Source organism: Streptococcus parasanguinis (assembly GCF_000963275.1).
GTDB lineage: Bacteria > Bacillota > Bacilli > Lactobacillales > Streptococcaceae > Streptococcus > Streptococcus parasanguinis_B.
In genome coordinates, this window is record NZ_JYOW01000001.1 from 661028 (window position 1) to 684372 (window position 23345).

General features: G+C 43.1%; 25 protein-coding genes. All 25 read left to right on the forward strand.

Going from position 1 to position 23345, the window contains the following annotated elements:
- Window positions 1-109: 109 nt before the first annotated feature.
- The 25 genes from TZ97_RS03320 to TZ97_RS03445 all read left to right on the forward strand — a co-directional run bounded on the left by TZ97_RS03320 (window position 110) and on the right by TZ97_RS03445 (window position 23340).
- Window positions 110-916 (forward strand): dihydroorotate dehydrogenase electron transfer subunit, encoded by an 807-nt coding sequence (locus TZ97_RS03320; protein ID WP_045759373.1) that lies wholly within the window; start codon window positions 110-112, stop codon window positions 914-916.
- 10 nt (window positions 917-926) lie between these two features.
- Window positions 927-1865, forward strand: coding sequence for a dihydroorotate dehydrogenase (locus TZ97_RS03325; protein ID WP_045759374.1), 939 nt, complete (start codon window positions 927-929; stop codon window positions 1863-1865).
- Between the two features lie 179 nt (window positions 1866-2044).
- Window positions 2045-2737, forward strand: coding sequence for an orotidine-5'-phosphate decarboxylase (pyrF, locus tag TZ97_RS03330; RefSeq protein WP_003003278.1), 693 nt, complete (start codon window positions 2045-2047; stop codon window positions 2735-2737).
- A 265-nt stretch (window positions 2738-3002) separates the two neighbouring features.
- Window positions 3003-3635, forward strand: coding sequence for an orotate phosphoribosyltransferase (pyrE, locus tag TZ97_RS03335; protein WP_045759375.1), 633 nt, complete (start codon window positions 3003-3005; stop codon window positions 3633-3635).
- Window positions 3636-3777: 142 nt separating this feature from the next.
- Window positions 3778-4377 (forward strand): hypothetical protein, encoded by a 600-nt coding sequence (locus TZ97_RS03340; protein WP_045759376.1) that lies wholly within the window; start codon window positions 3778-3780, stop codon window positions 4375-4377.
- Between the two features lie 56 nt (window positions 4378-4433).
- Window positions 4434-4925 (forward strand): DUF3592 domain-containing protein, encoded by a 492-nt coding sequence (locus tag TZ97_RS03345; protein WP_045759377.1) that lies wholly within the window; start codon window positions 4434-4436, stop codon window positions 4923-4925.
- 148 nt (window positions 4926-5073) lie between these two features.
- Complete coding sequence (locus tag TZ97_RS03350) at window positions 5074-6579, forward strand: glycosyltransferase family 39 protein (protein ID WP_045759378.1); 1506 nt, start codon at window positions 5074-5076, stop codon at window positions 6577-6579.
- A 101-nt stretch (window positions 6580-6680) separates the two neighbouring features.
- Window positions 6681-8029, forward strand: a protein-coding gene (locus TZ97_RS10165) for an IS3 family transposase (protein WP_152620211.1) whose coding sequence is annotated in 2 segments (ribosomal slippage) — window positions 6681-7122 and window positions 7122-8029 — 1350 coding nt in all. Because the reading frame shifts where the segments join, the coding sequence is not laid out codon by codon here.
- 118 nt (window positions 8030-8147) lie between these two features.
- Window positions 8148-8801 carry a uracil-DNA glycosylase gene (locus tag TZ97_RS03365; RefSeq protein WP_045759380.1) on the forward strand — a complete coding sequence of 218 codons (654 nt, stop codon included), beginning with the start codon at window positions 8148-8150 and terminating at the stop codon, window positions 8799-8801.
- A gap of 9 nt (window positions 8802-8810) precedes the next feature.
- Window positions 8811-9275: an NUDIX hydrolase gene (locus tag TZ97_RS03370; RefSeq protein ID WP_003003493.1), complete on the forward strand. Its 465-nt coding sequence runs from the start codon at window positions 8811-8813 to the stop codon at window positions 9273-9275.
- A gap of 11 nt (window positions 9276-9286) precedes the next feature.
- Complete coding sequence (locus tag TZ97_RS03375) at window positions 9287-10555, forward strand: dihydroorotase (protein ID WP_045759381.1); 1269 nt, start codon at window positions 9287-9289, stop codon at window positions 10553-10555.
- Window positions 10556-10569: 14 nt separating this feature from the next.
- The gene (locus tag TZ97_RS03380; protein WP_045759382.1) at window positions 10570-11412 is read left to right on the forward strand and encodes an SGNH/GDSL hydrolase family protein; all 843 of its coding nucleotides are present in this window, start codon (window positions 10570-10572) and stop codon (window positions 11410-11412) included.
- Complete coding sequence (locus TZ97_RS03385; RefSeq protein ID WP_045759383.1) at window positions 11381-12013, forward strand: YpmS family protein; 633 nt, start codon at window positions 11381-11383, stop codon at window positions 12011-12013. Before TZ97_RS03380 ends, TZ97_RS03385 begins: the two co-directional genes overlap by 32 nt.
- Window positions 12014-12446: 433 nt before the next feature.
- Entirely contained in the window at window positions 12447-14009 is a 1563-nt protein-coding gene (locus TZ97_RS03390) for a 2-isopropylmalate synthase (protein WP_045759384.1), read from the forward strand.
- 12 nt (window positions 14010-14021) lie between these two features.
- Window positions 14022-15059 carry a 3-isopropylmalate dehydrogenase gene (gene leuB / locus TZ97_RS03395; protein ID WP_031576974.1) on the forward strand — a complete coding sequence of 346 codons (1038 nt, stop codon included), beginning with the start codon at window positions 14022-14024 and terminating at the stop codon, window positions 15057-15059.
- 1 nt (window position 15060) lies between these two features.
- Entirely contained in the window at window positions 15061-15339 is a 279-nt protein-coding gene (locus tag TZ97_RS03400) for a DUF1294 domain-containing protein (RefSeq protein WP_045759385.1), read from the forward strand.
- Between the two features lie 24 nt (window positions 15340-15363).
- On the forward strand, window positions 15364-16746 hold the full coding sequence (gene leuC / locus TZ97_RS03405) for a 3-isopropylmalate dehydratase large subunit (RefSeq protein ID WP_045759386.1): 1383 nt from the start codon (window positions 15364-15366) through the stop codon (window positions 16744-16746).
- Window positions 16747-16757: 11 nt separating this feature from the next.
- On the forward strand, window positions 16758-17348 hold the full coding sequence (gene leuD / locus TZ97_RS03410; protein ID WP_045759387.1) for a 3-isopropylmalate dehydratase small subunit: 591 nt from the start codon (window positions 16758-16760) through the stop codon (window positions 17346-17348).
- 98 nt (window positions 17349-17446) lie between these two features.
- The gene (locus TZ97_RS03415) at window positions 17447-18232 is read left to right on the forward strand and encodes an L-threonylcarbamoyladenylate synthase (RefSeq protein WP_003003291.1); all 786 of its coding nucleotides are present in this window, start codon (window positions 17447-17449) and stop codon (window positions 18230-18232) included.
- A 276-nt stretch (window positions 18233-18508) separates the two neighbouring features.
- A complete protein-coding gene (locus tag TZ97_RS10890) occupies window positions 18509-18697 on the forward strand; it encodes a hypothetical protein (RefSeq protein WP_021153119.1) in 189 nt (62 codons plus the stop codon).
- A gap of 56 nt (window positions 18698-18753) precedes the next feature.
- A complete protein-coding gene (locus TZ97_RS03425) occupies window positions 18754-19164 on the forward strand; it encodes a hypothetical protein (protein WP_045759388.1) in 411 nt (136 codons plus the stop codon).
- A gap of 368 nt (window positions 19165-19532) precedes the next feature.
- Window positions 19533-20309 carry an SDR family NAD(P)-dependent oxidoreductase gene (locus TZ97_RS03430; protein WP_021153120.1) on the forward strand — a complete coding sequence of 259 codons (777 nt, stop codon included), beginning with the start codon at window positions 19533-19535 and terminating at the stop codon, window positions 20307-20309.
- On the forward strand, window positions 20306-21448 hold the full coding sequence (locus TZ97_RS03435; protein WP_045759389.1) for a glycosyltransferase: 1143 nt from the start codon (window positions 20306-20308) through the stop codon (window positions 21446-21448). Before TZ97_RS03430 ends, TZ97_RS03435 begins: the two co-directional genes overlap by 4 nt.
- Window positions 21441-22097: a hypothetical protein gene (locus TZ97_RS03440; protein ID WP_045759390.1), complete on the forward strand. Its 657-nt coding sequence runs from the start codon at window positions 21441-21443 to the stop codon at window positions 22095-22097. Before TZ97_RS03435 ends, TZ97_RS03440 begins: the two co-directional genes overlap by 8 nt.
- On the forward strand, window positions 22057-23340 hold the full coding sequence (locus TZ97_RS03445; protein ID WP_045759391.1) for a glycosyltransferase: 1284 nt from the start codon (window positions 22057-22059) through the stop codon (window positions 23338-23340). The genes TZ97_RS03440 and TZ97_RS03445 overlap by 41 nt, the downstream gene beginning before the upstream one ends.
- Window positions 23341-23345: the final 5 nt, after the last annotated feature.

A 23345-nucleotide genomic window follows, 5' to 3' on the forward strand; every position in this document is an offset into this window, starting at 1 on the left:
GGCCTGCAAGGAAAGACGGAATAAAGATCAGCAGACTGTGTCTAGCTGATCATTTGTAGGGCCTTGCTTTTGCGAGGTCTTTTTTGCTGGAAGAAAGAAGAGGAAACCAATGGTCAGTGACAGTTGTAAAAAACGCTTTGGCAAAATCATGATGGAGGAGATGGAGCTCGTCGCCCAAGAAGAGATCGCTCCCCGCATTTATTCTATGGTCTTGAAGGGGGAAATGGTGGCGCAGATGCTGCCAGGTCAATTCCTTCATATCCGCGTCCTTGATGGGTCTAAGCTCCTTCGCCGTCCGATTTCAATTTCTGAGATTGACCGTAAGACACAGACGTGTCGCTTGATCTACCGCATCGAAGGTGGGGGGACAGCAATCTTTTCCCAATTGCCAATCGGTAGCAAACTAAGCGTGATGGGGCCTCAGGGAAATGGCTTTGATCTCACCAATCTCGGCCAAGGTCAGAAAGCCTTGATCATTGGTGGCGGGATCGGTGTTCCTCCCTTGGTCCAAGTGGCCAAACAACTCCATGAGCAAGGGGTAGAAGTTGAAGTGGTTGTCGGCTTTGCGACCAAAGAAGCCGTCATTTTGGAAGAAGAGCTTTCTCAGGTGGCTCATGTCACTGTAACGACAGACGATGGGACTTATGGCACTAAGGGCTATGTTTCTACGGTCATTGATCAGATGGACCAGGAGTTTGACGCTATCTATTCTTGTGGGGCACCTGGCATGCTCAAATATGTCAATACCAAATTCCATGACCATCCCCGCGCCTACATTTCTATGGAATCGCGTATGGCTTGTGGGATGGGTGCTTGCTACGCCTGTGTGGTGCATCTAGAAAATGAAAGCCAAGCAGCCAATAAGCGCGTGTGTGAAGACGGTCCAGTCTTTGAAACCGGTACGATTGTGATGTAGGGAGGAAAGTATGACAAGTAATCGATTAGCTGTATCCTTACCAGGATTAGACTTGAAAAATCCCATTATTCCGGCTTCCGGCTGCTTTGGCTTTGGTCAGGAATATGCCAAATACTATGATTTAGACCTGCTTGGATCCATCATGATCAAGGCGACAACCGCTGAGGCTCGTTTTGGTAATCCAACGCCCCGTGTTGCTGAGACGCCTGCAGGCATGCTCAATGCCATTGGTCTCCAAAATCCAGGGGTAGACGTGGTCCTAGCAGAGAAACTCCCTTGGTTGGCCCAGCATTATCCAGATCTACCGATTATCGCCAATGTAGCTGGCTTCTCTAATGAAGAGTATGCAACGGTATCGCGGAAGATCTCGCAAGCGCCAAATGTCAAGGCCATCGAGCTCAATATCTCTTGTCCAAACGTAGACCATGGCAACAATGGCCTCTTGATTGGGCAGGTCCCTGAGTTGGCCTATGCGGCAGTGAAAGCAGCGTTAGATGCGTCCTCCGTCCCTGTCTATGTCAAGTTAACGCCTAGTGTAGCAGACATCACGCAGGTCGCAAAAGCAGCAGAAGATGCAGGGGCGACTGGCTTAACCATGATCAATACCTTGGTTGGGATGCGCTTTGACCTCAAGACTGGTAAACCTATCATTGCCAATGGCACAGGAGGTATGTCGGGACCAGCCGTTTTCCCAGTTGCTTTGAAACTCATCCGCCAGGTGGCCCAATCCACTAAACTTCCGATTATCGGAATGGGAGGTGTGGATTCAGCCGAAGCAGCCATTGAAATGATGATTGCTGGTGCCTCTGCGATTGGAGTTGGAACCGCTAATTTCACCGATCCTTATGCTTGTCCAAGCATCATCGAAGATCTGCCACAGGTCATGGATCGCTATGGTATTGACACACTTGAGAACTTCCGAAAACATGTACGGGAAAAACTACTATAAATCCTTGACTTTTCCCAAATATCGTACTACAATAAATTAAAACCTTTAAAGCAGTCCAGAGAGGCTCCTAAGGTCTAGACGGTGAATCATGGTAGTTGTTCCTGCCTAATTTTCGTGTAACCTTGCCTCGGGCAAGGTTTTTTTGTAGATAAAATGATCAATCAAAAAAGGAGTAATCCATGCGTGAAGAACGTCCTATTATCGCCCTTGACTTCCCAGCTTTCGAGGATGTCAAACACTTTTTAGAGCATTTTCCAGAAGACGAAAAATTATTTGTAAAAATCGGAATGGAATTTTTCTATGCAGTTGGTCCTGAAATTGTACATTACCTCAAAGGGCTTGGACACAGTATTTTCCTTGATTTAAAATTGCATGATATCCCAAATACAGTCAAATCAGCCATGTCCGTACTGGGGACTTTCGGAGTAGATATGGTGACAGTTCACGCAGCCGGTGGTGTAGAGATGATGCGCGAAGCCAAGGCAGCTCTTGGTGAAGGGGCTAAGTTGGTAGCCGTGACCCAGTTGACTTCTACCAGTGAAGAAGACATGCGTGATTGCCAAAACATCCAAACAACAGTCCAAGAATCAGTAGTCAATTATGCTCGCAAGGCCCAAGAAGCAGGCTTGGATGGCGTTGTCTGCTCAGCCCATGAAGTAGCCTTGATCAAAGATGCCACTTCATCAGACTTTGTCTGTGTCACACCAGGGATTCGACCAGCAGGAGCTGAAATCGGTGACCAAAAACGGGTCATGACCCCACAAGAAGCTCATAAAATTGGATCTGACTATATTGTCGTTGGACGCCCAATCATCCAAGCAGAAAACCCATGGGACGCTTACCATGAAATTAAGAGACAGTGGAATGCGTAAGAGCTACTAAAAGTGAAACTTTTGTAGCTCTACGGGAAGTCCTATGGGACCTTTCCTAAACTATTCACTAGATTAGAGGAAAGAAAAATATCGTTTCTTTCAACTAAGTGTCGGAATACGTGTCGCTATTAAAAGTGGAACTTTTGTAGCTCTACGGGAAGTCCTATGGGACCTTCTCTAACTTACTTACTAACCTGTACTGTTGTTGTTTAAATCATCTGTTGATTTAATTCGTATATGATTAAAATCGTAAAAAGGAGTTATCATGTCATTAGCTAAAGATATTGCTAGCCATCTTCTAAAAATTGAAGCCGTTTATTTGAAACCAGAAGAACCTTTTACTTGGGCTTCTGGAATCAAGTCCCCTATTTATACGGATAACCGCGTGACCCTTGCTTATCCAGAAACTCGTACCTTGATTGAGAATGGATTCGTGGATAAAATCAAGGAAGCTTTCCCTGAAGTCGAAGTAATTGCAGGGACAGCAACTGCGGGGATTCCTCATGGAGCGATTATTGCAGACAAGATGAACCTTCCTTTTGCTTACATCCGTAGTAAACCAAAAGATCATGGTGCTGGAAACCAAATCGAAGGCCGTGTACCACAAGGTCAAAAGATGGTGGTAGTGGAAGATTTGATTTCTACTGGTGGTTCTGTTTTGGATGCTGTTGCAGCTGCGAAACGTGAAGGAGCAGACGTCCTTGGTGTGGTAGCGATCTTTACTTACCAATTGGAGAAAGCTGATAAGAAATTTGCGGAAGCTGGTGTTCAGCTCGAAACCTTGTCAAACTACACAGAATTGATCCATTTAGCAGAAGAACAGGGCTACATTACCTCCGAAGGATTAGAGTTGTTGCGGCGTTTCAAAGAAAACCAAGAAACTTGGCAAGAAAAATAATAAGACGGAAGCGTTTCTAACGCTTCTTTTTTATACTCTTTTCACTAGTTGGTGGTTAACTTGAAACTCAAAGTAAAATCCTGTATGATAGTAGTAATTGTTTTTATTAAAGGAAGATAAAAACTAATTTAAGGGAGAAAAAATGACAAAAGAACATTATTTGCAATTGAAGAAGCAGGTTCGCATCTGGTTTACTATCAATATCATCATTGGATTGATTGCGATTGCAGGAGGGATTTTAGTGATCATTAGTAAATCACGTCATATCCCATATTTACTAATGTGCTTGGGAGCAGTGACCTTGATGAACCAAGCCTTGATTTATCCTGTTTTCAATGCCAAAAAAGAAGCTGAGGAAGAACATCCTGAGTGGAAGGAATTATCCACTAAAGATTCTAAAATACCTGTGGAAGATCTGCAGAAAGGGATTCTCGTATCAGCTCTAGCTCTTCTGATTGTCATTATGGGCTTTTTCATGTTCTATCGTCCTCTTCCGACAACTGATGCAGGAACTGAAGTAATCAAAACCTATCGAGAGATCCAGTCTGTGCCAGAAAATTCGACAGAAAAAGAATCTAGCACAGTCTCTAATTTAACCCCGAAAGATGTTCAAACTTTACAAGAATTAAAAGAAGAGATTAAATCCAATGCCCCATCAGATTCAAACTCACTAGATATAAACAAAGCAAAAGATCTTGCAGAAAAAGCGCAGCAACAGAATTGGTTGAAAAGAGGAGAATAAGATGACTTTTCAAGTGGTTTGAATTCAACTAGTTTATGTGAAAGGGTAAAAAACAAATGACAGTAACAACATTCTGGCTTAGTTTGGGAATCTTGACCCTTGTTTTCTTGATCATGCTGCTTATCTTTTACACCTTGTATCGCCGTGAAATAAAAGTGAAAACAGAATCAACCGCAAAAGTTCTGGGAGAAGTCGTTGCTTTTGATTCTAAAAATCAATTCCTTATATCCTTGCCTGTGGTGGAATATTTAGTCGGGGGCGAAAGATACCAAAAGACATTCACCTATGCTTATTTTAGGGAAACTTCTTCCAAATCTAGGCAGGCCAATGTTTTCGATAGAACCTATGTTCTTGGAGCCGGAAAAAATCTGGATTTGCGGATGATATTCCCAATCGGGTCTCCCATGACAGTCTTTTATAATCCAGTCGACCCACAGATCGGTTTTGTCGAACGATATGCCGGCTTAGTCGGTTTCTATAAAATAGGAATGATTCTAACGGTTGGGATTTATCTTGGGTTAGTATGTATTTTAATCCTAGTATTTTAGGTCTGTTAGTTAAGGTTAAGAGTTAAAAATTGCTTCGATAAAATGAGTATGTTTATAAATTACATTTCAGAACAACTTTTCTTTGCACTTTACAGTTGATAGTCAGTCCAAAACAGCAGAAATGCTGTTTTTTTGATATAATGGACCTATGTTATCGAAAAGTAAACGTATTCTATTTTGGATGCTTCATGTTGTCATGTTGCTAGTGATGGTCCACTGGTTCTTGATCAGTGTGATCTATCTGAGAGAGATTTCATGGCTAGCCATTTTAGGTGCTGGATTGCTATTTCTGCTAGCCTGGTTGAAACGCGATGGGCTAAAGAGTGCCTTTGCTTGGTTGACCCGGCACAAAAAAGGCTTCTTGCTTGGAGCGGTTGTCTTTCAGGTGATTGTCATGGTCTGTGCGGAGCTTTTTATCCGTCGGGATGCTGCAGTTGTTTTCAAAGGGGCTTTTGATCTTCTGAAGCAATCTTCCATAACCAACTACCTCAGTCGCAATCCCAATAACATTCCGCTCTTTCTTTACGAGAAGTTTTTCTATGTCTTATTTGGCTCTAGCGGTCTGTGGGTCATGCAGGCTCTCAATATCCTCTATGTCAATCTGGGAGCAGTCCTCTTGTACAAGCTGTCCCAGAAGCATTTCAATCAAAAAACGGCTGATCTAGCCTATCTCTTCTATGTGAGCTTGATCTGTTACTCGCCTTATTTCTATTCCATGTATACAGATATTCCGCCGCTTCCTTTGATCGCTCTTCAGTTATGGTGGGCCTTGGATCTCTTAAAGGAAAACCAAGAAAGCATCTCCTGGAAGAAGATTGTTGGCTTGGGGATCTTATCTGGCGTGACCATGTTGATCCGTCCAACGACCATTATTGTCATGATTGCCTTTTGGGCTGTGCTTTTCTTTAGAGGAAATTGGAAGGCCTTTGGAAAGATTGCTACGGTGACGGTCATGATGACGGGCTTTGTCTTTGCAGGATTGAATACAGCGGTTAATCATCAAAGAGTTGTGCCGATCTTGAAACAAGAAGGGCTGGCTAAGGGACCACTCTTGTTTATCAATCTGGGCTTGACGGATATGGGGCACAACCAAGAAGATATGAAAGAGGGCTTGCTAGCCTATATTGATGAGGATAAGCGGTCGGATTACAACAATGGCCTCTTTAAAAAAGAAAATGTGATCAAAGAAATCAAGCGCCGTCTCAAGGAGTACGGACCGTTCGGTTTGATCGGGCATATCTACTACAAGCAATCCTTGACGGTAGCAGAAGGGACCCTGGGTTGGCTTTACCGCGATGTAGAGTATGAGAAGACGCCTTTTATCAATCCTCTCTATGCACCCCTGACTAAAAATAATGGTCTGGCAAAATGGGTGCGGACCTATTTTCTCAGCATTGATCGCCCGCAGTACAGGTATTATGAATTTGTCAAGCAGCTGATCTGGATCGTCCTATCAGCTGGTTTGGTTGGAGCTTATCTCAAACGTCGAGATACAGATGACTTTAACTTCCTTTCCTTAGCGGTTTTTGGTGGCTTGCTCTTCTTAACCATCTTTGAAGGAGGGAAGACCCGCTACCTCATCCAATTCTTACCGCAAATTTTACTAGTCGCTTCGATCGGTCTAGCAGGATTTACCAAGAAAGAAAATACCTAAAAGCTCTGGCTTGTTTGACAGGCAGAAATTGAGGTTGGACAAAATTTGAACTGCACCCTAAAAGTTAGACAGAAAAATCTAACTTTTGGGGTGCTTTTATTATGAAATTAACTTTTGAAGATAAAGTTCAAATATATGAATCAAGAAAGCAAGGAGAGAGTTTTAGGCGACTTTCAAATCAATTTGGGATAAAGATTTCTAATCTTCAGTACATGATTAAATTGATTGATCGTTATGGAATAGAAATCGTAAAAAAAGGAAAGAATTGTTACTATTCTCCTGAACTAAAACGAGAAATCATTGATAAAGTCTTACTTGAAGGTCGTTCACAAAGAAGTGTAAGCCTTGATTATGCTCTTCCAAACCAAGGAATGCTTCCAAATTGGCTGGCACAATACAAGAAAAATGGGTATACTATTGTTGAGAAAACAAGAGGGAGAGCACCTAAAATGGGACGCAAGCTAAAGAAGAAATCTGAAGAAATGACAGAGTTAGAACGTCTTCAAGCAGAAAATGAATACCTGAGAGCGGAGAATGCCATTCTAAAAAAGTTGAGAGAACTCCGATTGAAGGAGGAAAAAGAGAAAGAAGAAAGACAGAAATTGTTCAAGAATTAATCACTGAGTTTTCGTTAGATATTCTTCTAAAAGCCATTAAACTCGCTCGTTCGACCTACTATTATCACTTGAAACAGCTAGAAAAACCAGATAAGGATCACGGGCTTAAAGCTGAAATCCAATCTATTTTTACTGAACACAAGGGAAATTATGGCTATCGTCGGATACATTTAGAATTAAGAAATCGCGGTTTTTTGGTCAATCATAAGAGGGTTCAGCGGTTGATGAACGTCCTCAATTTACAAGCTAGAATCCGGCAGAAGCGAAAGTATTCTTCTCACAAAGGAGATATTGGTAAGAAAGCCGACAACCTTATTCAACGCCAGTTTGAAGCTTCAAAACCAATGGAAAAGTGCTACACAGATGTGACAGAATTTGCCATTCCAGCAAGCAGCCAAAAGCTCTATTTATCAACAGTATTAGATGGTTTTAACAGTGAAATCGTCGCTTATAATCTTTCAACTTCACCAAATTTAGAACAAGTGAAAGCTATGTTAGACCAGGCCTTTACTGAGAATCATTACACAAATACAATTCTCCATAGTGATCAAGGACGGCAGTATCAACACCAGTATTATCATCGTTTTTTAGAGGATAAAGGAATTCAACCGTCCATGTCACGTAAAGGAAACAGCCCAGACAACGGCATGATGGAATCCTTCTTTGGCATTTTGAAATCGGAAATGTTTTATGGTTACGAGAATACATTTAAGTCACTTAACCAATTGGAACAAGCTATTGTAAACTATATTGACTATTACAACAACAAACGAATTAAGGTAAAACTAAAAGGACTTAGTCCTGTGCAATACAGGACTAAATCCTTAACTTAAATTATTTGTCTAACTTTTTGGGGTCAGTACAATTGTCCAGCCTCTTTTTTATCCAGTGGATCTGCGCCAAATGTGGTATAATGGAAGGTAAGAATTTATTGGATAGCGGAGAGTTTCCATGCAGCATTCACCCTGGCATGAAGCCATCAAGTCCCATCTTCCAGAAGGGTATTTTCACCAGATCAATGACTTTATGAATGAAGTCTATAGCAAAGGAGTGGTTTATCCACCGCGTGACAAGGTCTTTAAGGCCTTGCAGACGACAGAGATGGATCAGGTCAAGGTCTTGATCTTAGGCCAAGATCCCTACCATGGACCGGATCAAGCGCAGGGCTTAAGTTTTTCTGTACCGGATCATGTACCAGCGCCGCCTTCTTTGCAAAATATTCTCAAAGAATTGCGCTCAGATATCGGAGAGAAGCGCTCCCATGATCTGACCTCTTGGGCAGAGCAAGGGGTGCTCTTGCTCAATGCTTGTTTGACAGTTCCTGCTGGTCAGGCCAATGGTCATGCAGGACAAATTTGGGAGCCTTTCACAGATGCTGTGATCAAGGTGGTCAATGAGTTGGAGGAGCCAGTTATCTTTATCCTCTGGGGATCTTATGCCCGTAAGAAAAAGCCTCTGATTACCCACGATCGACATTTAGTCCTTGAATCAGCTCACCCAAGTCCTTTATCGGCCTACCGAGGATTCTTTGGTTCCCAACCCTTTTCAAAAACCAATCAATTTTTGAAAGAGGCGGGACGCGAGCCGATTGATTGGTTAAGATAGGAGAAAGAAATGCCACAATTAGCAACGATTTGTTACATTGACAATGGGAAAGAATTTCTCATGTTGCATCGCAATAAAAAGCCCAATGATGTCCATGAAGGCAAATGGATCGGAGTTGGTGGAAAACTAGAACGCGGAGAAACTCCACAGGAGTGTGCTGCGCGTGAGATTTTTGAAGAGACAGGCCTTAGAGCCAAGCCGGTCTTAAAAGGGATCATTACCTTTCCGGAGTTCACTCCAGATTTGGACTGGTATACATATGTCTTCAAGGTAACAGATTTTGAGGGAGAACTGATCGAGTGTAACGAAGGGACCTTGGAGTGGGTGCCTTATGATCAAGTCCTCTCAAAACCAACCTGGGAAGGGGACCACACCTTTGTCGAGTGGTTGTTGGAGGATAAACCCTTCTTTTCAGCAATGTTTCGCTATGACGGCGACCGCTTGTTAGAGTCGCATGTTGATTTTTATGAATAAAGGAGAATGCAATGGTTGTCATTAAAAATGGTCGAGTAATGGATCCCAAAACTGGCTTGGATCAAGTCTGTGATCTTCGCATTGAAGGAAAGAAAATTGTAGAGATCGCTGAGAACCTCCCAACGGATGGACAAGAAGTCCTTGATGCTACTGGTCTAGTGGTAGCTCCTGGTTTGATCGATGTGCACGTGCATTTTCGTGAACCTGGCCAAACCCATAAAGAAGATATCCATACGGGTGCTTTAGCAGCAGCTGCGGGTGGGTTTACCCGAGTGGTTATGATGGCCAATACCAATCCGACCATTTCAGATATTGCTACCTTAGAGGAGGTCTTAGCTTCTGCAGCCAAGGAAAATCTCCACATTCATACAGTTGCGACGGTGACCAAGAATTTTGACGGTCAACACCTGACAGATTTTGAAGGCCTGCTTAAGGCTGGTGCGGCTGGTTTTTCAGATGATGGGATTCCCCTTCAAAGCACCAAGGTTGTCCGCCAAGCCTTGGAAGAAGCTAAGCGTCTAGGAACCTTTATTAGTCTGCATGAAGAAGACCCTGAGTTGAATGGCATCCTTGGGTTGAATGAAAACATTGCCGAGGAACATTTTCATGTTTGTGGGGCGACGGGTGTAGCTGAATACTCAATGGCAGCGCGGGATGCCATGATTGCCCATGCGACAGGTGCTCACCTCCATATCCAACACCTTTCTAAGGAAGAAAGTGTCAAGGTTGTGGAATTTGCCCAAGGATTAGGAGCTCATGTGACGGCAGAAGTGGCACCTCAACACTTTTCGAAAACAGAAAGTCTGCTCTTGACTAAAGGAAGCAATGCCAAGATGAACCCACCTCTTCGCTTGGAATCAGATCGTCTAGCAGTGATTGAAGGCTTGAAGTCAGGCGTCATCTCCGTGATTGCGACGGACCACGCGCCTCACCATGCGGATGAGAAGAATGTTCCTGATATTACCAAGGCACCATCTGGAATGACCGGTCTTGAAACCTCGCTTTCTCTTGGTTTGACCTACTTGGTCCATGCAGGACATTTGAGCCTCATGCAATTGCTTGAAAAGATGTCCTATAATCCAGCACGTCTCTATGATTTTGATGCCGGCTATATTGCTGTGGATGGACCAGCAGATTTGACCCTCTTTGATCCAGAAGCAGATCGCCTGGTATCGGATCATTTCGCGTCAAAAGCTGGAAATTCCCCATTTGTGGGTGAAACATTAAAAGGGAAGGTTGCTTATACTATCTGTGATGGACAAGTGATTTTTCAAGGATAAGCGATCGTATTCATATGAATCTTAAAAAAATGATGCAAGGCTTGGTTTTCTTTTTAACCAGCCTTCTTGTCTTTGTCTTTCTATTTCGTGCTCTGCTACCAACTGCGTCCCCTCGCATGACCAAGCCCAAAACGGCTACGAAAGAAATCACCTATACTTATGTAGCTCTAGGGGATTCATTGACCGAAGGAGTAGGGGATAGCACCAAGCAAGGGGGCTTTGTGCCCATTCTTGCTCAAAGCCTATCCAATGAAAATGACGGCCAGTACCAGCCTGTCAACTATGGAGTAGCTGGAAATACAAGCGCTCAGATCTTAGAACGACTCAAGAAGCAAACAGATCTTCAGAAGGATCTCAAACAGGCGCGTGTCATGACCTTAACAGTTGGCGGAAATGATCTGCGCAAAGTCGTTGTCAATCATCTGAGTGATTTTTCTCTATCAGATATCCAAAAGCCGCTCAAGAGTTATACAGCGAACCTCAAAGAAATTATTACAAAGGCCAGAAAGGACAATCCCCATCTTCCCATTTATGTAGTGGGGATCTACAATCCTCTTTATCTGAATTTTCCTGAATTAACCAGTATCCAGACGGCTGTCGATCGTTGGAATGAGACGACGGAAGAAACCATCGCGCAATTTGATCAGGTCTATTTCGTTCCGATCAATGATCTGCTCTATAAAGGAATTGATGGCAAAATGGGTGTGTCAGAAATTAGTGACGGGAAGACAACCGTTATCAATGATGCCCTGTATGAAGAGGATGGTTTTCACCCCAACAATACGGGTTATGAAAAGATGAAACAAGCAATATTGGAGAAAATCAATGCCACGAAGAAAACTTGGAGTCAAAAATAATCCCATCAAAGAGAAGGTCCCCTTCCTTCAAAAAATCAATATTTGGAAATGGTTATTTTTAGGTTTGGTCAGCCTTCTCTTAGCCTTCGCTTTAGTTGTGCAAGGACGCTTAGCGACGCCAAGAGAAGATGTTAGCCAGCTTCATCAAGCAGTTGGCACCAAAGATGTCAAAGTTGGAACCATGACAACGACTCGAGATCAACTCAATGATACCATCAAATCGCTTCTGAAAAAATATAAGCTGTCCGACTACAAGGTCTATGCAGACAATCAACAAATCCTATTAGAAGGGCAGTTGAGTTTCTTAGGGAAGGATTATCCCTTATATATTTACTTTCAACCATCCAAATTGGAAAATGGGAACATTCTCTTGACGGTGAAGGATTTTTCAGTCGGAACCTTTCAAATTCCACAAAGGATGGTTTTGCAGCTCTTGAGCAAGAATAAAACTATTCCAGAATTTATCCAAATTTCACCAAAACAGTCTACCATCACCATTGTATTACCAGAAATTGACAATGACTTTGGAATCTATGTCAAGGCCAATACCATTGATCTCTATAATGACAAGATCGTTTTTGATTTGTATCAGAAGAAGTAGGGCGAAAGAGGCTATTCAAATTGAATTCACAATCATCTTAAAAAATTTCCTTAGGTTCAATAATTCCGAGTGCTAGAAACAATAGTGTTTCTAGCACTTTTCTCATGACGGAAAGTTTCTAAGATGACTTTATCCTCAATCTAACTAGAACTGAAAGCTTTATTTTGTTTCTATTCAAAAAATTCAGAATATTACAGAAAATTCTTGACATTGCTTTTTCCCTATGCTAAAATACTAAACAAGACATTGAACAAAGGAGAAAGTCAAACATGAAAACAGCTAAGTTTATTCAATTTGCTTTGTTGTTGAGGTACAAGGGCTAGTGCAGAAGCATTAGTCCTGTTTGGCTTACCAAGCGGGCAAAAACATCTCGCTTGGTTAACCGAGTGAGATGTTTTTCTTTATATCCACTACATAGAAATGAGGAGACCCTATGCGTAAAGTTGAATTTTTAGATACCAGCCTTCGGGATGGCGAACAGACTCCAGGAGTTAATTTCTCTATCAAAGAAAAGATTGCCATTGCTAAACAATTGGAAAAGTGGGGCATTTCTGCTATTGAAGCAGGTTTTCCTGCAGCTAGTCCTGATTCCTTCACAGCTGTTCAAGAGATTGCCAAGGTCTTGACCAAGACAGCCGTGACAGGTTTGGCCCGTTCTGTCAAATCAGATATTGATGCTTGTTATGAAGCCTTGAAGGATGCTAAGTATCCACAAATTCACGTCTTTATCGCAACCAGTCCGATTCACCGGGAGTTTAAACTCAACAAGACAAAGGAAGAAATCCTTGAAGCGATCAAAGAGCACGTCTCTTACGCTCGCTCAAAATTTGAGATTGTGGAATTCTCACCAGAAGATGCGACACGAACCGAATTGGATTTCCTCTTGCAAGTCGTACAGACTGCAGTTGATGCTGGTGCTAGCTACATCAACATTCCTGATACAGTCGGTTTCACGACACCAGCGGAGTACGGTGCCATTTTCAAATACTTGATTGACCATGTCAAGACAGATCGCGAGATTATCTATTCCCCTCATTGCCATGATGACCTAGGTATGGCGGTGGCGAATAGCCTCGCTGCTGTTAAAAATGGTGCCCGTCGTGTCGAAGGAACCATTAATGGCATCGGTGAACGGGCCGGCAATGCGGCGCTTGAAGAAGTAGCGGTTGCTCTCAATATCCGTGAAGACTATTTCCAAGTTGAAAGTCCGATTGTCCTAAATGAAACCATCAACACTTCTGAGTTGGTTTCTCGTTACTCTGGTATTCCAATTCCTAAAAACAAGGCGGTTGTTGGTGGCAATGCCTTCTCACACGAGTCTGGGATCCACCAAGACGGAGTTCTTAAAAATCCTCTTACCTACGAAATCATTACGCCTGAGTTGGTTGGTGTTAAGAGCAATAGTCTCCCTCTTGGAAAATTGTCTGGTCGCCATGCCTTTGTCGAAAAACTGCATGAGTTGGGACTGGATTTCACAGAAGAAGACATCAAGCCATTGTTTGCTAAGTTCAAATCTCTTGCAGACAAGAAACACGAGATCACAGATGCCGATATCCGCGCCCTTGTAGCCGGTACAGCAGTTGAAAATCCAGAAGGATTCCAATTTAACGATCTCCGCTTGACAACGAATGCAGACGAAACGATTACAGCAGCGGTTAGCCTCAGCAATGAAGAAGGGGAAGTACTTGAATTCCTTGCCAATGGTCAAGGGTCTGTTGAAGCGATCTTTAATGCAATTGATAAATTCTTCAACCAAACTGTTCGCTTGACCTCATACAATATCGATGCAGTGACTGATGGGATCGATGCCCAAGCCCGTGTCTTGGTATCCGTGGAAAATGTTGATACAGATACGATTTTCAATGCCTCTGGTTTGGACTTCGACGTATTGAAAGCCTCTGCCATCGCTTATATCAATGCTAACACGCTGGTTCAAAAAGAGAATGCGGGTGAGATGGGACGAGCTGTCTCCTACCGTGATCTTCCACAAGCCTAAGAGGAACTGAACATGACAAAGAAAATTGTAACACTTGCAGGAGATGGGATTGGCCCTGAGATCATGGCAGCTGGACTAGAGGTCCTCGCAGCCGTTGCTCCCAAAATTGGCTTTGATTATAGTCTAGAAGACAAACCTTTTGGGGGTGCTGGGATTGATGCCGCTGGCCACCCACTTCCCCAAGATACTCTCAAAGTAGCTAAAGGAGCGGATGCTATTCTTCTCGCAGCCATCGGGAGTCCGGAATATGACAATGCTCCTGTTCGTCCAGAACAAGGCTTGCTTGCTATTCGTAAGGAATTAAATCTCTTTGCCAATATTCGTCCTGTACGGATTTTTGACGCCTTGAAACACTTGTCTCCTTTGAAGCCAGAGCGTATCGAGGGTGTTGACTTTGTGGTCGTGCGTGAATTGACAGGTGGGATTTACTTTGGAGAGCATATCTTGAAAGAAGATACAGCGCGCGATATCAATGATTACAGTGCAGAAGAAATCCGTCGGATTATGCGCCAAGCCTTCAAGATCGCGCAAGGACGTGGTAAGAAAGTGACCAGTATCGATAAGCAAAATGTCCTTGCAACTTCTAAATTGTGGCGCCAAGTGGCAGAAGAAGTGGCTAAAGAATTTCCAGATGTGACCTTAGAGCACCAGCTTGTCGATAGTGCGGCCATGATCATGATTACCAATCCAGCCCGCTTTGATGTTGTAGTGACAGAGAATCTATTCGGAGATATCTTATCTGATGAATCCAGCGTCCTTCCAGGAACACTAGGCGTGATGCCATCTGCTAGTCATTCTGACCAAGGACCAAGTATGTACGAACCGATTCATGGTTCAGCACCTGATATTGCAGGTCAAGGCATTGCCAATCCGATTTCCATGATTCTGTCCGTTGCCATGATGCTCCGAGACAGTTTTGGAGAAACAGCAGGTGCAGAAATGATCGAGGAAGCCGTCAATCAAACCTTGAATCAAGGAATCTTGACGCGAGATCTAGGTGGTCAGGCTTCTACTGCTGAGATGACTGCAGCCATTATTGGGAATCTCTAAGATGACTTGGAGAGATCGCTGTTTAGTTGTTATTGCTATTTGGAATAGTATCGTATTTCTGACCTATGGTTTAGATAAACGAAAAGCTATCCAAAACAGGTGGCGGATTCCTGAAAAGGTCCTGTTACTCGAGAGCTGGGTGCTTGGTGGATTCGGAGCTCTACTAAGTGGATATCTCTTTCACCACAAGGTGCGGAAATGGTATTTTCAAGCCACCTGGTGGGGCAGTAGCCTTCTTTTAGCAGGTGCCCTCTTTCTAATCCTTCAATGGATTTCTTAACAACAAGATAAATGGAGAAAGATGATGAGTGGAAAATCTATCTTTGATAAACTTTGGGACCGCCACGTGATTACAGGAGTGGAAGGGCAACCCCAACTCATGTATGTGGACCAACACTACATCCACGAAGTGACGAGTCCGCAAGCCTTTCAAGGATTACGGGACGCAGGACGCAAGGTCCGACGACCTGATTTAACCTTTGGAACCTTTGATCACAATGTTCCAACGGTCAATATTTTTGATATTAGAGATGTGATTTCAAAAGCCCAGATTGATAAATTAGCTGAGAATGTGGTGGACTTTGGGATTGATCATGCTGCCCATGGTTCTGCTAAGCAAGGAATCGTTCATATGGTGGGCCCTGAAACCGGTCGGACCCAGCCTGGGAAATTTATTGTCTGTGGAGACAGCCATACCGCAACCCACGGAGCCTTTGGTGCCATTGCCTTTGGGATTGGAACCAGTGAAGTGGAGCATGTCTTTGCTACCCAAACCATCTGGCAAGTCAAACCAAAGAAAATGTTGGTTGAATTTACCGGAACCCCACAAAAAGGGATCTATTCAAAGGATTACATCCTAGCTTTGATAGCGCGCTACGGTGTTGCATGTGGAGTTGGCTATGTCGTAGAGTATCGGGGAGAAGCAATTGATCGCTTGACCATGGAAGAACGCATGACCATCTGTAACATGTCGATCGAGTTCGGGTCCAAAATGGGGATCATGAATCCAGATGAGACGACCTTTGACTACCTCCGGGGACGCGAATGTGTGCCAGATGATTTTGAGGCCGCAGTAGCTGATTGGAAGACTATAGTCAGTGATGACGATGCCGTTTATGATAAGGTCATCCGTATGGATGTATCTGATCTTGCTCCGATGGTGACTTGGGGGACCAATCCTTCTATGGGAGTGGACTTCGAGACTCCTTTTCCAGAGATTCGCGACATGAATGATGAACGGGCTTATCATTATATGGATCTAGAACCTGGCCAAAAACCATCAGACATTGAATTAGGCTATATCTTTATCGGTTCTTGTACCAATGCGCGTCTCAGCGATTTGGAGTTGGCAACCAAGTTTGTGAAAGGCAAAAAAATTGCGCCAAACTTAACTGCTATTGTGGTACCTGGCTCTCGTCCGGTTAAGCAAGCCGCTGAAAAATTAGGCTTAGACAAGATCTTCATGGATGCGGGCTTTGAATGGCGTGATCCAGGATGTTCCATGTGTCTAGGAATGAACCCAGACAAGGTTCCAGATGGGGTCCACTGTGCCTCTACTAGCAACCGGAACTTTGAAGACCGCCAAGGATTTGGGGCTAAAACCCATCTCTGTAGCCCAGCAATGGCCGCTGCAGCAGCAATCGCCGGCCGCTTTGTCGATGTGCGCCAAATGCCAGAAGTCGAGTAAAAGGAGGAAGCATGGAGAAATTTACCATTTATACAGGAACTACGGTTCCTTTGATGAACGATAATATTGATACCGACCAAATCCTCCCCAAGCAATTCTTAAAGTTGATTGATAAAAAAGGCTTTGGGAAATACCTCATGTATGCTTGGCGCTATTTGGATGACCAGTATACTGAGGATCCAGATTTTATCTTTAACAAGCCAGAATATCGCAAGGCGACCATTTTGATCACTGGTGACAATTTTGGGGCTGGTTCCTCTCGGGAGCACGCAGCCTGGGCTTTAGCCGATTATGGCTTTAAAGTCGTTATCGCCGGATCCTTCGGAGATATCCATTACAATAATGAGCTCAATAATGGCATGCTACCGATTGTCCAACCGCTAGAGGTTCGTCAAAAATTGGCAAGTTTGAAGCCGACAGATCCAGTGACGGTAGATTTGGAAGAGCAGAAGATCATCTCGCCTGTTGGAGAGTTTCGCTTTGAGATCGATCAAGATTGGAAGCACAAATTGCTCAATGGTTTGGATGATATCGGGATTACGCTTCAGTATGAAGACTTGATCGCAGTTTATGAGAAGAACCGGCCAGCTTACTGGCAATGATAAAATTGTATACCGAATTGCGAATTTTCTGAAAATATATTGAATTTGAGACTATTTTTTGATACAATACTAAAAAGAATAGAAAAGGAAAGAGACTTATGACAAAACACATTCAATGGGACGGACAACTTTCACAAGAAGGATTTGATATTCTTAAAGGAGAGGGTGGCTGTATCGTCTGCCCTACCAAAGTTGGCTACATCATCATGACCAGTGACAAGGCTGGCTTGGAACGTAAATTCGAAGCCAAAGAACGCAACCGCAACAAACCAGGTGTGGTTCTCTGCGGAAGCATGGATGAACTTCGTGCCCTTGCGCAATTGAATCCTGAAATCGAAGCCTTCTACCAAAAACATTGGGATGAAGATATCTTGCTTGGTTGTATCCTTCCGTGGCGTGAAGATGCCTATGCAAAATTGCAAGCTTTTGGAGATGGACGTGAAGAACTCATGACAGACGTTCGTGGAACTTCATGCTTTGTCATCAAATTTGGTAAAGCTGGTGAGCAAATCGCCAAAGAAATGTGGGAAAAAGAAGGCAAAATGGTTTACGCTTCTTCAGCCAACCCTTCCGGTAAAGGAAACCGCGGGAAGGTCGAAGGAATCGGTGAGCGCATCGAAGGTGCCGTGGACTTGGTTATCGAAGCCGATGATTATGTAGCTTCTATCCAACCAGACAAGACCATTGAAACTCGCTATGAACAAGGTGTGATGGTCTCTATGGTTGATGCCGAAGGAAAACTCATCCCAGAACAAGGAGCAGGTAGCCGTTCTGTCAATACTTGTCCAGTTGTGATTCGTAAAGGATTGGATATCGATAAGATCATGATGCACTTATCTGATCATTTCAACTCTTGGAACTACCGCCAAGGGGAATACTATTAAGAAACAGAAAAAAGCATTCCATTTGGAATGCTTTTTTTGTGAAAGGATAAAAGGTGGTATAATAAAGTCAAACGATGTTCCAATAGAAGGGGAAGTGGTATGGTCTCCAGAAAAGCATTTATCGATAAAGCTAATCAGGAAGGTTTTTCCTTCAATATCTAAATCCCATGGTGGACGTACAATAACTTCAAGTCATTAGTTTGGAGAAAAAGGCTCTCTGAGGAGCAACTCTATCAGATCTTTCTTTTACTTTGTAAAGAGGTAGAAGACCGGAAAATGCAAGCTGTAGCGGATAAGAGGAAGTATCAGACCGGATTTTATGTAGCTGCATGTAATGGCCACGAGTTTCGCTTTGAGTTTGCTTTTAAAAAGAACCAAGAACTAAGAGTTTATAATTTATTTGAGACCGTCAATGGTCGTAAGAAACTAACCTTGATGGATCTGCTTGATTACATAATGGATTGACTGTGTATAGAAACAATAAGGGTTCACTACAAATTGATAAAAGAAAGAGTAGTTCTATGATTTCAAGAGATGCATTTTTAGAAAGAATCAACCAAGAGGGATTCTCATTTAGTATTGACATCCCGCGCAGGAATTTTTCGGATTTTTCATCATTAGTTCGGAGAAGAAGAATTTCAGAAGAAGACCTCTATCAGCTGTTTTATAACTATTGTCAGGAGCTAGAAAACTGTTTGAAAGAAGCAGGGGAGAAACGACGATTACTCTTCAATAAATTTCCAGTTAGCCCCGTTCATGATAAATATAAAACGAAATTTGATACAGTGGCACCGAACGGTCGTGAGTTTCGCTTTGATTTTGTCTTCAGTAACGACAATCGTTTAAAAGTTTATCATCTTATCGAAACGGTTAATGGTCGTAGGAAAAAAACACCTATGGAAATACTGATGGACTTAGTCGATGCTTTATAGTGGATACTGATCTAAGAGAAATCTTATGAGATACCTATTTCTTCTTGATTCCATTGAGCCTAGTGACTATAATGAATGAGTTTAATAAAGCTACAGGTAGACTCTTGTTCCTCTGCTTGTTTGCTCTTGCTTTTTTATGTTGGTACTATTTGTAATCATCACAGCTCCAGTAGTTTTATTAAACCGACCCTTCCTATTTGATCGCCTAATAGCTAGTAGTTATCGAAGTAGGGTTAGGAAATAGACAAAAGACAAAAAGGACTCTATTTTTATGTTAGAGACATTTTTGACAAGTAGGGGTTGAACTGTAAAGCTGGAGAATGGTAGTAAGAGTTTTCTAACTGGTTGAAATTTGGTACACTAGAGCTATGAAGATAGAAGATACTATAAAAAAAGCAATCATTTTAGGCGCTACAGGAGGGATTGGCCGGCAGCTAGCGAAAGAATTGGCACAACGTTTGGAGCATCTGTTTTTAGTGAGTCGAGATGCTGACAAACTCTCCCAAGTCCAAAAAGAACTAACTGGGAGTAAGGCGCAGCTTTCAATCCTAACATTAGATATGCTAGATCAAGTGGCTCTAGAATCTTTTGTAGAGAACCTAGATGCAGATCTTCTTGTTAATTGTGCAGGTTTAGCTTACTTTTCCCGTGAAAGTGACCTTGATTCAGCTAGTGAGCAAGACCTCTGGCAAGTCAATTACCATGCTCCGGTTCAACTAATTAAGCAATTAGTGAAGAAGAATCATAAGATCCAGCTAGTCCAGTTGTCATCTCTGGCTACTCTTTTTCCTCATCCCTATCTAGCAGCCTATAGTGCCAGTAAGGCTGCCTTGCAGACCTACACTCTTGCTCTCCAGGAGGAACTGAGGCAATCAGATTCCCCGATTCAGCTAGGTCTCTATATTCTTGGACCAGTCCAAACAGCTATTTTTCCTCCCAAACTAGTAGAAGCATTGGGTGGCAGTCGCTTGCAGATGAAGCCTGAGAAAGTCGCTCAGCAGTTGATCCGATTTATAGAAAGGGATACTTCCTATGCTATTATCGGCCTTCGCTATCGCTTGCTAGTTTGGCTAGGTCGCCTGCTTCCCCAAAGGTGGATCATCCGTCTCCTTGCTATATATTTAAAAAAGGGACTGAATAGATGAAATTTGTATTTATATTTTTAGCCGTTACTTATCTTCTTTTATTTCTCATCCGTTGGTTGCTGTCCTTTACTTATTATAAAAGAGGTCAGGTTCATACTGCGGACTTTCCAGAAGAGCTTTTTACGGTGGTCCAACCCATCCTTTCTGGGGATCCTCGTTTAGAGAGTGATTTGCGGGCCAATCTCCAGCAAACTGAAGCAGTAGAATTCTACTGGTTGATTGATCAGTCTGATACAGAAGCCCAGCGAGTAGCAGATCGGATTTGTAAAGACGCATCCTTTGCCCACCGCATTCGAATTTTTCTCATTGAAGACGTCCCTCAGGGGATTAATCCCAAGAGTTACAAGATTGAGCAGGTTGTAGAGGAGCTGACCCGGCCTTATCTGATTGTTTTGGACGATGATAGTGTGATTGATTTTTCTAAAATGGGTGAGCTGACCGCCTATTTGGGTCAAGAGGTCATTCTGACAGGTATTCCTTATAACCAGGAGAGAAGCAATTTCTGGTCCAAGCTGGTCGCAGCATTTGTAAATGGCAATTCCTTTATTACCTATTTTACAATGGCAGAAGTTGAGGCGAATCACTCCATCAACGGGATGTTTTATATCCTACCGGTAGAACTTGCAAAAGGCCAGAAGCTTTTCACAGCGATTAAGGATTATCTATGTGATGATTTAGCCGTGGCCGATTTTTTGAGTAGTAAAGGAATATCCATTATTCAAACGCGAGTTACCTGTAATGTTCGAACGACTATCAAGGATGCCAAGCAATATTTGCTCCAGATGAAGCGTTGGCTTCTCTTTAGCTCTATCTACCTCAAAGAACACCTGGATTGGAAGCTGTTTAGTCTCATAGGTTTACCGAGTTTTCTACCTCTTCCAGGTTTGATCCTAAGTCTCATTTTAGGATGGCCTTATCTTCTTCTAGCCTTAAGCTTACTGGTATTCAAGGCAGTATGGATGCTCCTCTATCGGCAAAGCATTCTATCCAATCGCCTACACTTGGATGAAGTCATCTATGAAGTGCTGAATGATCTCCTGCTTCCTTGGTTGTTTGTCTATGTTCTATTGACTCCTCCTGTGATAAACTGGCGGGGACGGAAGATTCGTGTGACGGACGGAAAGATTCGTTATGAGTAAGATGAAGTCCTATCTAGACCGTTTGTCTGACTTATCTCTTGATCAGACCATGCTAGACTCTAATCGCTTGGTTCTCTTTCTCAGTGGGAGCAGTGATGTCACTTGTGCCGGGCTGACAGCTGGGCAGCTAGACCTCCTTCATGCGATTTGTCCATCAGGCTATTCAGTAGTAGCCAGCAATTTTCCCTTCAATCAAGATTTTGAACATATAAAGTTTCCTCAAGTATCCCCCTTGTCAGCTTCTGCATCCAATATCATCTACTATTGGCATACGATTTTGAACCCTCGCTTCCAAAAGCTCTTACAACAACACTTGTCTCCCTTGCTGGAAGTGCAGGAAGTGGTTCTTATTTGTAAGAGTTCAGGGGTCAATATGCTGACGCAGTGGCTTAGAAGTGTAGGGAAGGAGGTATCCTTGCCAAGCTTGCGCGTGATAGCGCTTGGCCCTGTTTCCCAGCTTCTTTTAAGTCAAAAGGAGATAGAGGTATTGGTTATCAAAGGCAAAAAAGATCCTTATTCACGAATTTTGGACCGCCATTCAGCGGATATCCAAGTGGATACGAATCATTATAGCTATGAATACAGAGAAGATGTGAAAGGAATCATCTATGACTGGATTAGACAAAGTGATAAAAATCGATGTGATTAGCGTCCCCTTTAGTGGTCATTTATTTCCGACTTTGACTTTGGTCAAGCCCTTGCTGGAGGATCCTCGTTTTCAGGTTCGAGTCATCACAGGTTTTCAGAAAAAGGAATTGGTCGAGCAGATTGGCTTCGACTGCCTTGCCTTGTTTCCTGACCGTCCGACAGTCATGGAAGATATAGCTAATACTGCCAAGCAAGCAAATCTCTTTATCATGTACCAACAATTAGGGGCTAATAGCAAACTGATTCCTGAAGTTTTCAACGAGATAAATCGAGTTTGGGACTCTGAGGGGAGACCAGACTTGATTATTGCAGATTTTGTAGCCGCTCCTGCTGGAGTTTTAGCAGATCGTTTGGGGATTCCTTGGATTACGACCATTCCAAGTCCAGTAGCAATTGAAAGTCGCACGACCACTCCGGCTTATCTAGGAGGATGGAAACCGCATCAGGGGACCTTCTACAAATGGAGAGATGCTCTGGGTAGGCAAGTCATCCGTCTGGCAAAGAAAGTTGGGTTTGCGCTGGTTAAGAAGAATCTTGATACCATACAGGATTTTAAACTCTACCGTGAAGATGGGACAGAAGCGGTCTATTCTCCCTATTCAATCTTGGCACTGGGCATGAAAGAGTTGGAGTTTCGAGACGATTTTCCTTCCCAGCTTAAATGGGTTGGTTATCGCTGTCTCTCTTTTGATCGACTTCCTCAAGAACAGAAACAGTATTTTACGAGTTCTAAAAAGCGGGTCCTCGTTACCTGTGGGACCCATTTAAAATGGGAAAAGGAGAGGATGGTGGAGTTGGCAAAGCTTTTGAGCCAAGAACATCCTGACTATGTCTTTTACGTAACCCTAGGCGACCCTAGTGGTTTGGAGCATCCACCAAGGATGTTGTCGGAAAATCTTCTGATCTTTGATTACCTCCCTTATTCAGATGTTCTGGATCAAATGGACTTTGCCATTCATCATGCAGGTGCTGGGATTTTGATGGGGTGTATCGAAGAGGGGATTCCTAGTCTGATTTTGCCTCAGGACTATGACCAGTTTGACAATGCGGTTCGGGCTGAGTTATTCCAAGTAGGATTGGTTTCTCGTAAAAAGACAGATTCCGAAGTTTTGCGCTTATTTAATGAATTGGTTTCTCGGGAAGATTGGTCACACCTAAAGGCTCTGGCTCAGAAAAGCAAAGTCTACCAGCCAACAAAGATTCTTTATCAAGAAATTGAGAGACTCCTGAAAGTGAAGTTATAGAAGAA

Coding starts and splice junctions, on each gene's coding strand:
- leuC (WP_045759386.1), top strand. CDS start 15,364: ATGAGTGGAAAATCTATCTTTGATAAACTTTGGGACCGCCACGTGATT.
- TZ97_RS03350 (WP_045759378.1), top strand. CDS start 5,074: ATGTTATCGAAAAGTAAACGTATTCTATTTTGGATGCTTCATGTTGTC.
- TZ97_RS03440 (WP_045759390.1), top strand. CDS start 21,441: ATGAGTAAGATGAAGTCCTATCTAGACCGTTTGTCTGACTTATCTCTT.
- TZ97_RS03445 (WP_045759391.1), top strand. CDS start 22,057: ATGACTGGATTAGACAAAGTGATAAAAATCGATGTGATTAGCGTCCCC.
- TZ97_RS03400 (WP_045759385.1), top strand. CDS start 15,061: ATGACTTGGAGAGATCGCTGTTTAGTTGTTATTGCTATTTGGAATAGT.
- TZ97_RS10890 (WP_021153119.1), top strand. CDS start 18,509: ATGCAAGCTGTAGCGGATAAGAGGAAGTATCAGACCGGATTTTATGTA.
- TZ97_RS03385 (WP_045759383.1), top strand. CDS start 11,381: ATGCCACGAAGAAAACTTGGAGTCAAAAATAATCCCATCAAAGAGAAG.
- leuD (WP_045759387.1), top strand. CDS start 16,758: ATGGAGAAATTTACCATTTATACAGGAACTACGGTTCCTTTGATGAAC.
- pyrE (WP_045759375.1), top strand. CDS start 3,003: ATGTCATTAGCTAAAGATATTGCTAGCCATCTTCTAAAAATTGAAGCC.
- TZ97_RS03365 (WP_045759380.1), top strand. CDS start 8,148: ATGCAGCATTCACCCTGGCATGAAGCCATCAAGTCCCATCTTCCAGAA.
- TZ97_RS03320 (WP_045759373.1), top strand. CDS start 110: ATGGTCAGTGACAGTTGTAAAAAACGCTTTGGCAAAATCATGATGGAG.
- TZ97_RS03370 (WP_003003493.1), top strand. CDS start 8,811: ATGCCACAATTAGCAACGATTTGTTACATTGACAATGGGAAAGAATTT.
- TZ97_RS03415 (WP_003003291.1), top strand. CDS start 17,447: ATGACAAAACACATTCAATGGGACGGACAACTTTCACAAGAAGGATTT.
- TZ97_RS03340 (WP_045759376.1), top strand. CDS start 3,778: ATGACAAAAGAACATTATTTGCAATTGAAGAAGCAGGTTCGCATCTGG.
- TZ97_RS03325 (WP_045759374.1), top strand. CDS start 927: ATGACAAGTAATCGATTAGCTGTATCCTTACCAGGATTAGACTTGAAA.
- TZ97_RS03390 (WP_045759384.1), top strand. CDS start 12,447: ATGCGTAAAGTTGAATTTTTAGATACCAGCCTTCGGGATGGCGAACAG.
- TZ97_RS03430 (WP_021153120.1), top strand. CDS start 19,533: ATGAAGATAGAAGATACTATAAAAAAAGCAATCATTTTAGGCGCTACA.
- leuB (WP_031576974.1), top strand. CDS start 14,022: ATGACAAAGAAAATTGTAACACTTGCAGGAGATGGGATTGGCCCTGAG.
- TZ97_RS03435 (WP_045759389.1), top strand. CDS start 20,306: ATGAAATTTGTATTTATATTTTTAGCCGTTACTTATCTTCTTTTATTT.
- pyrF (WP_003003278.1), top strand. CDS start 2,045: ATGCGTGAAGAACGTCCTATTATCGCCCTTGACTTCCCAGCTTTCGAG.
- TZ97_RS03345 (WP_045759377.1), top strand. CDS start 4,434: ATGACAGTAACAACATTCTGGCTTAGTTTGGGAATCTTGACCCTTGTT.
- TZ97_RS03425 (WP_045759388.1), top strand. CDS start 18,754: ATGATTTCAAGAGATGCATTTTTAGAAAGAATCAACCAAGAGGGATTC.
- TZ97_RS03380 (WP_045759382.1), top strand. CDS start 10,570: ATGAATCTTAAAAAAATGATGCAAGGCTTGGTTTTCTTTTTAACCAGC.
- TZ97_RS03375 (WP_045759381.1), top strand. CDS start 9,287: ATGGTTGTCATTAAAAATGGTCGAGTAATGGATCCCAAAACTGGCTTG.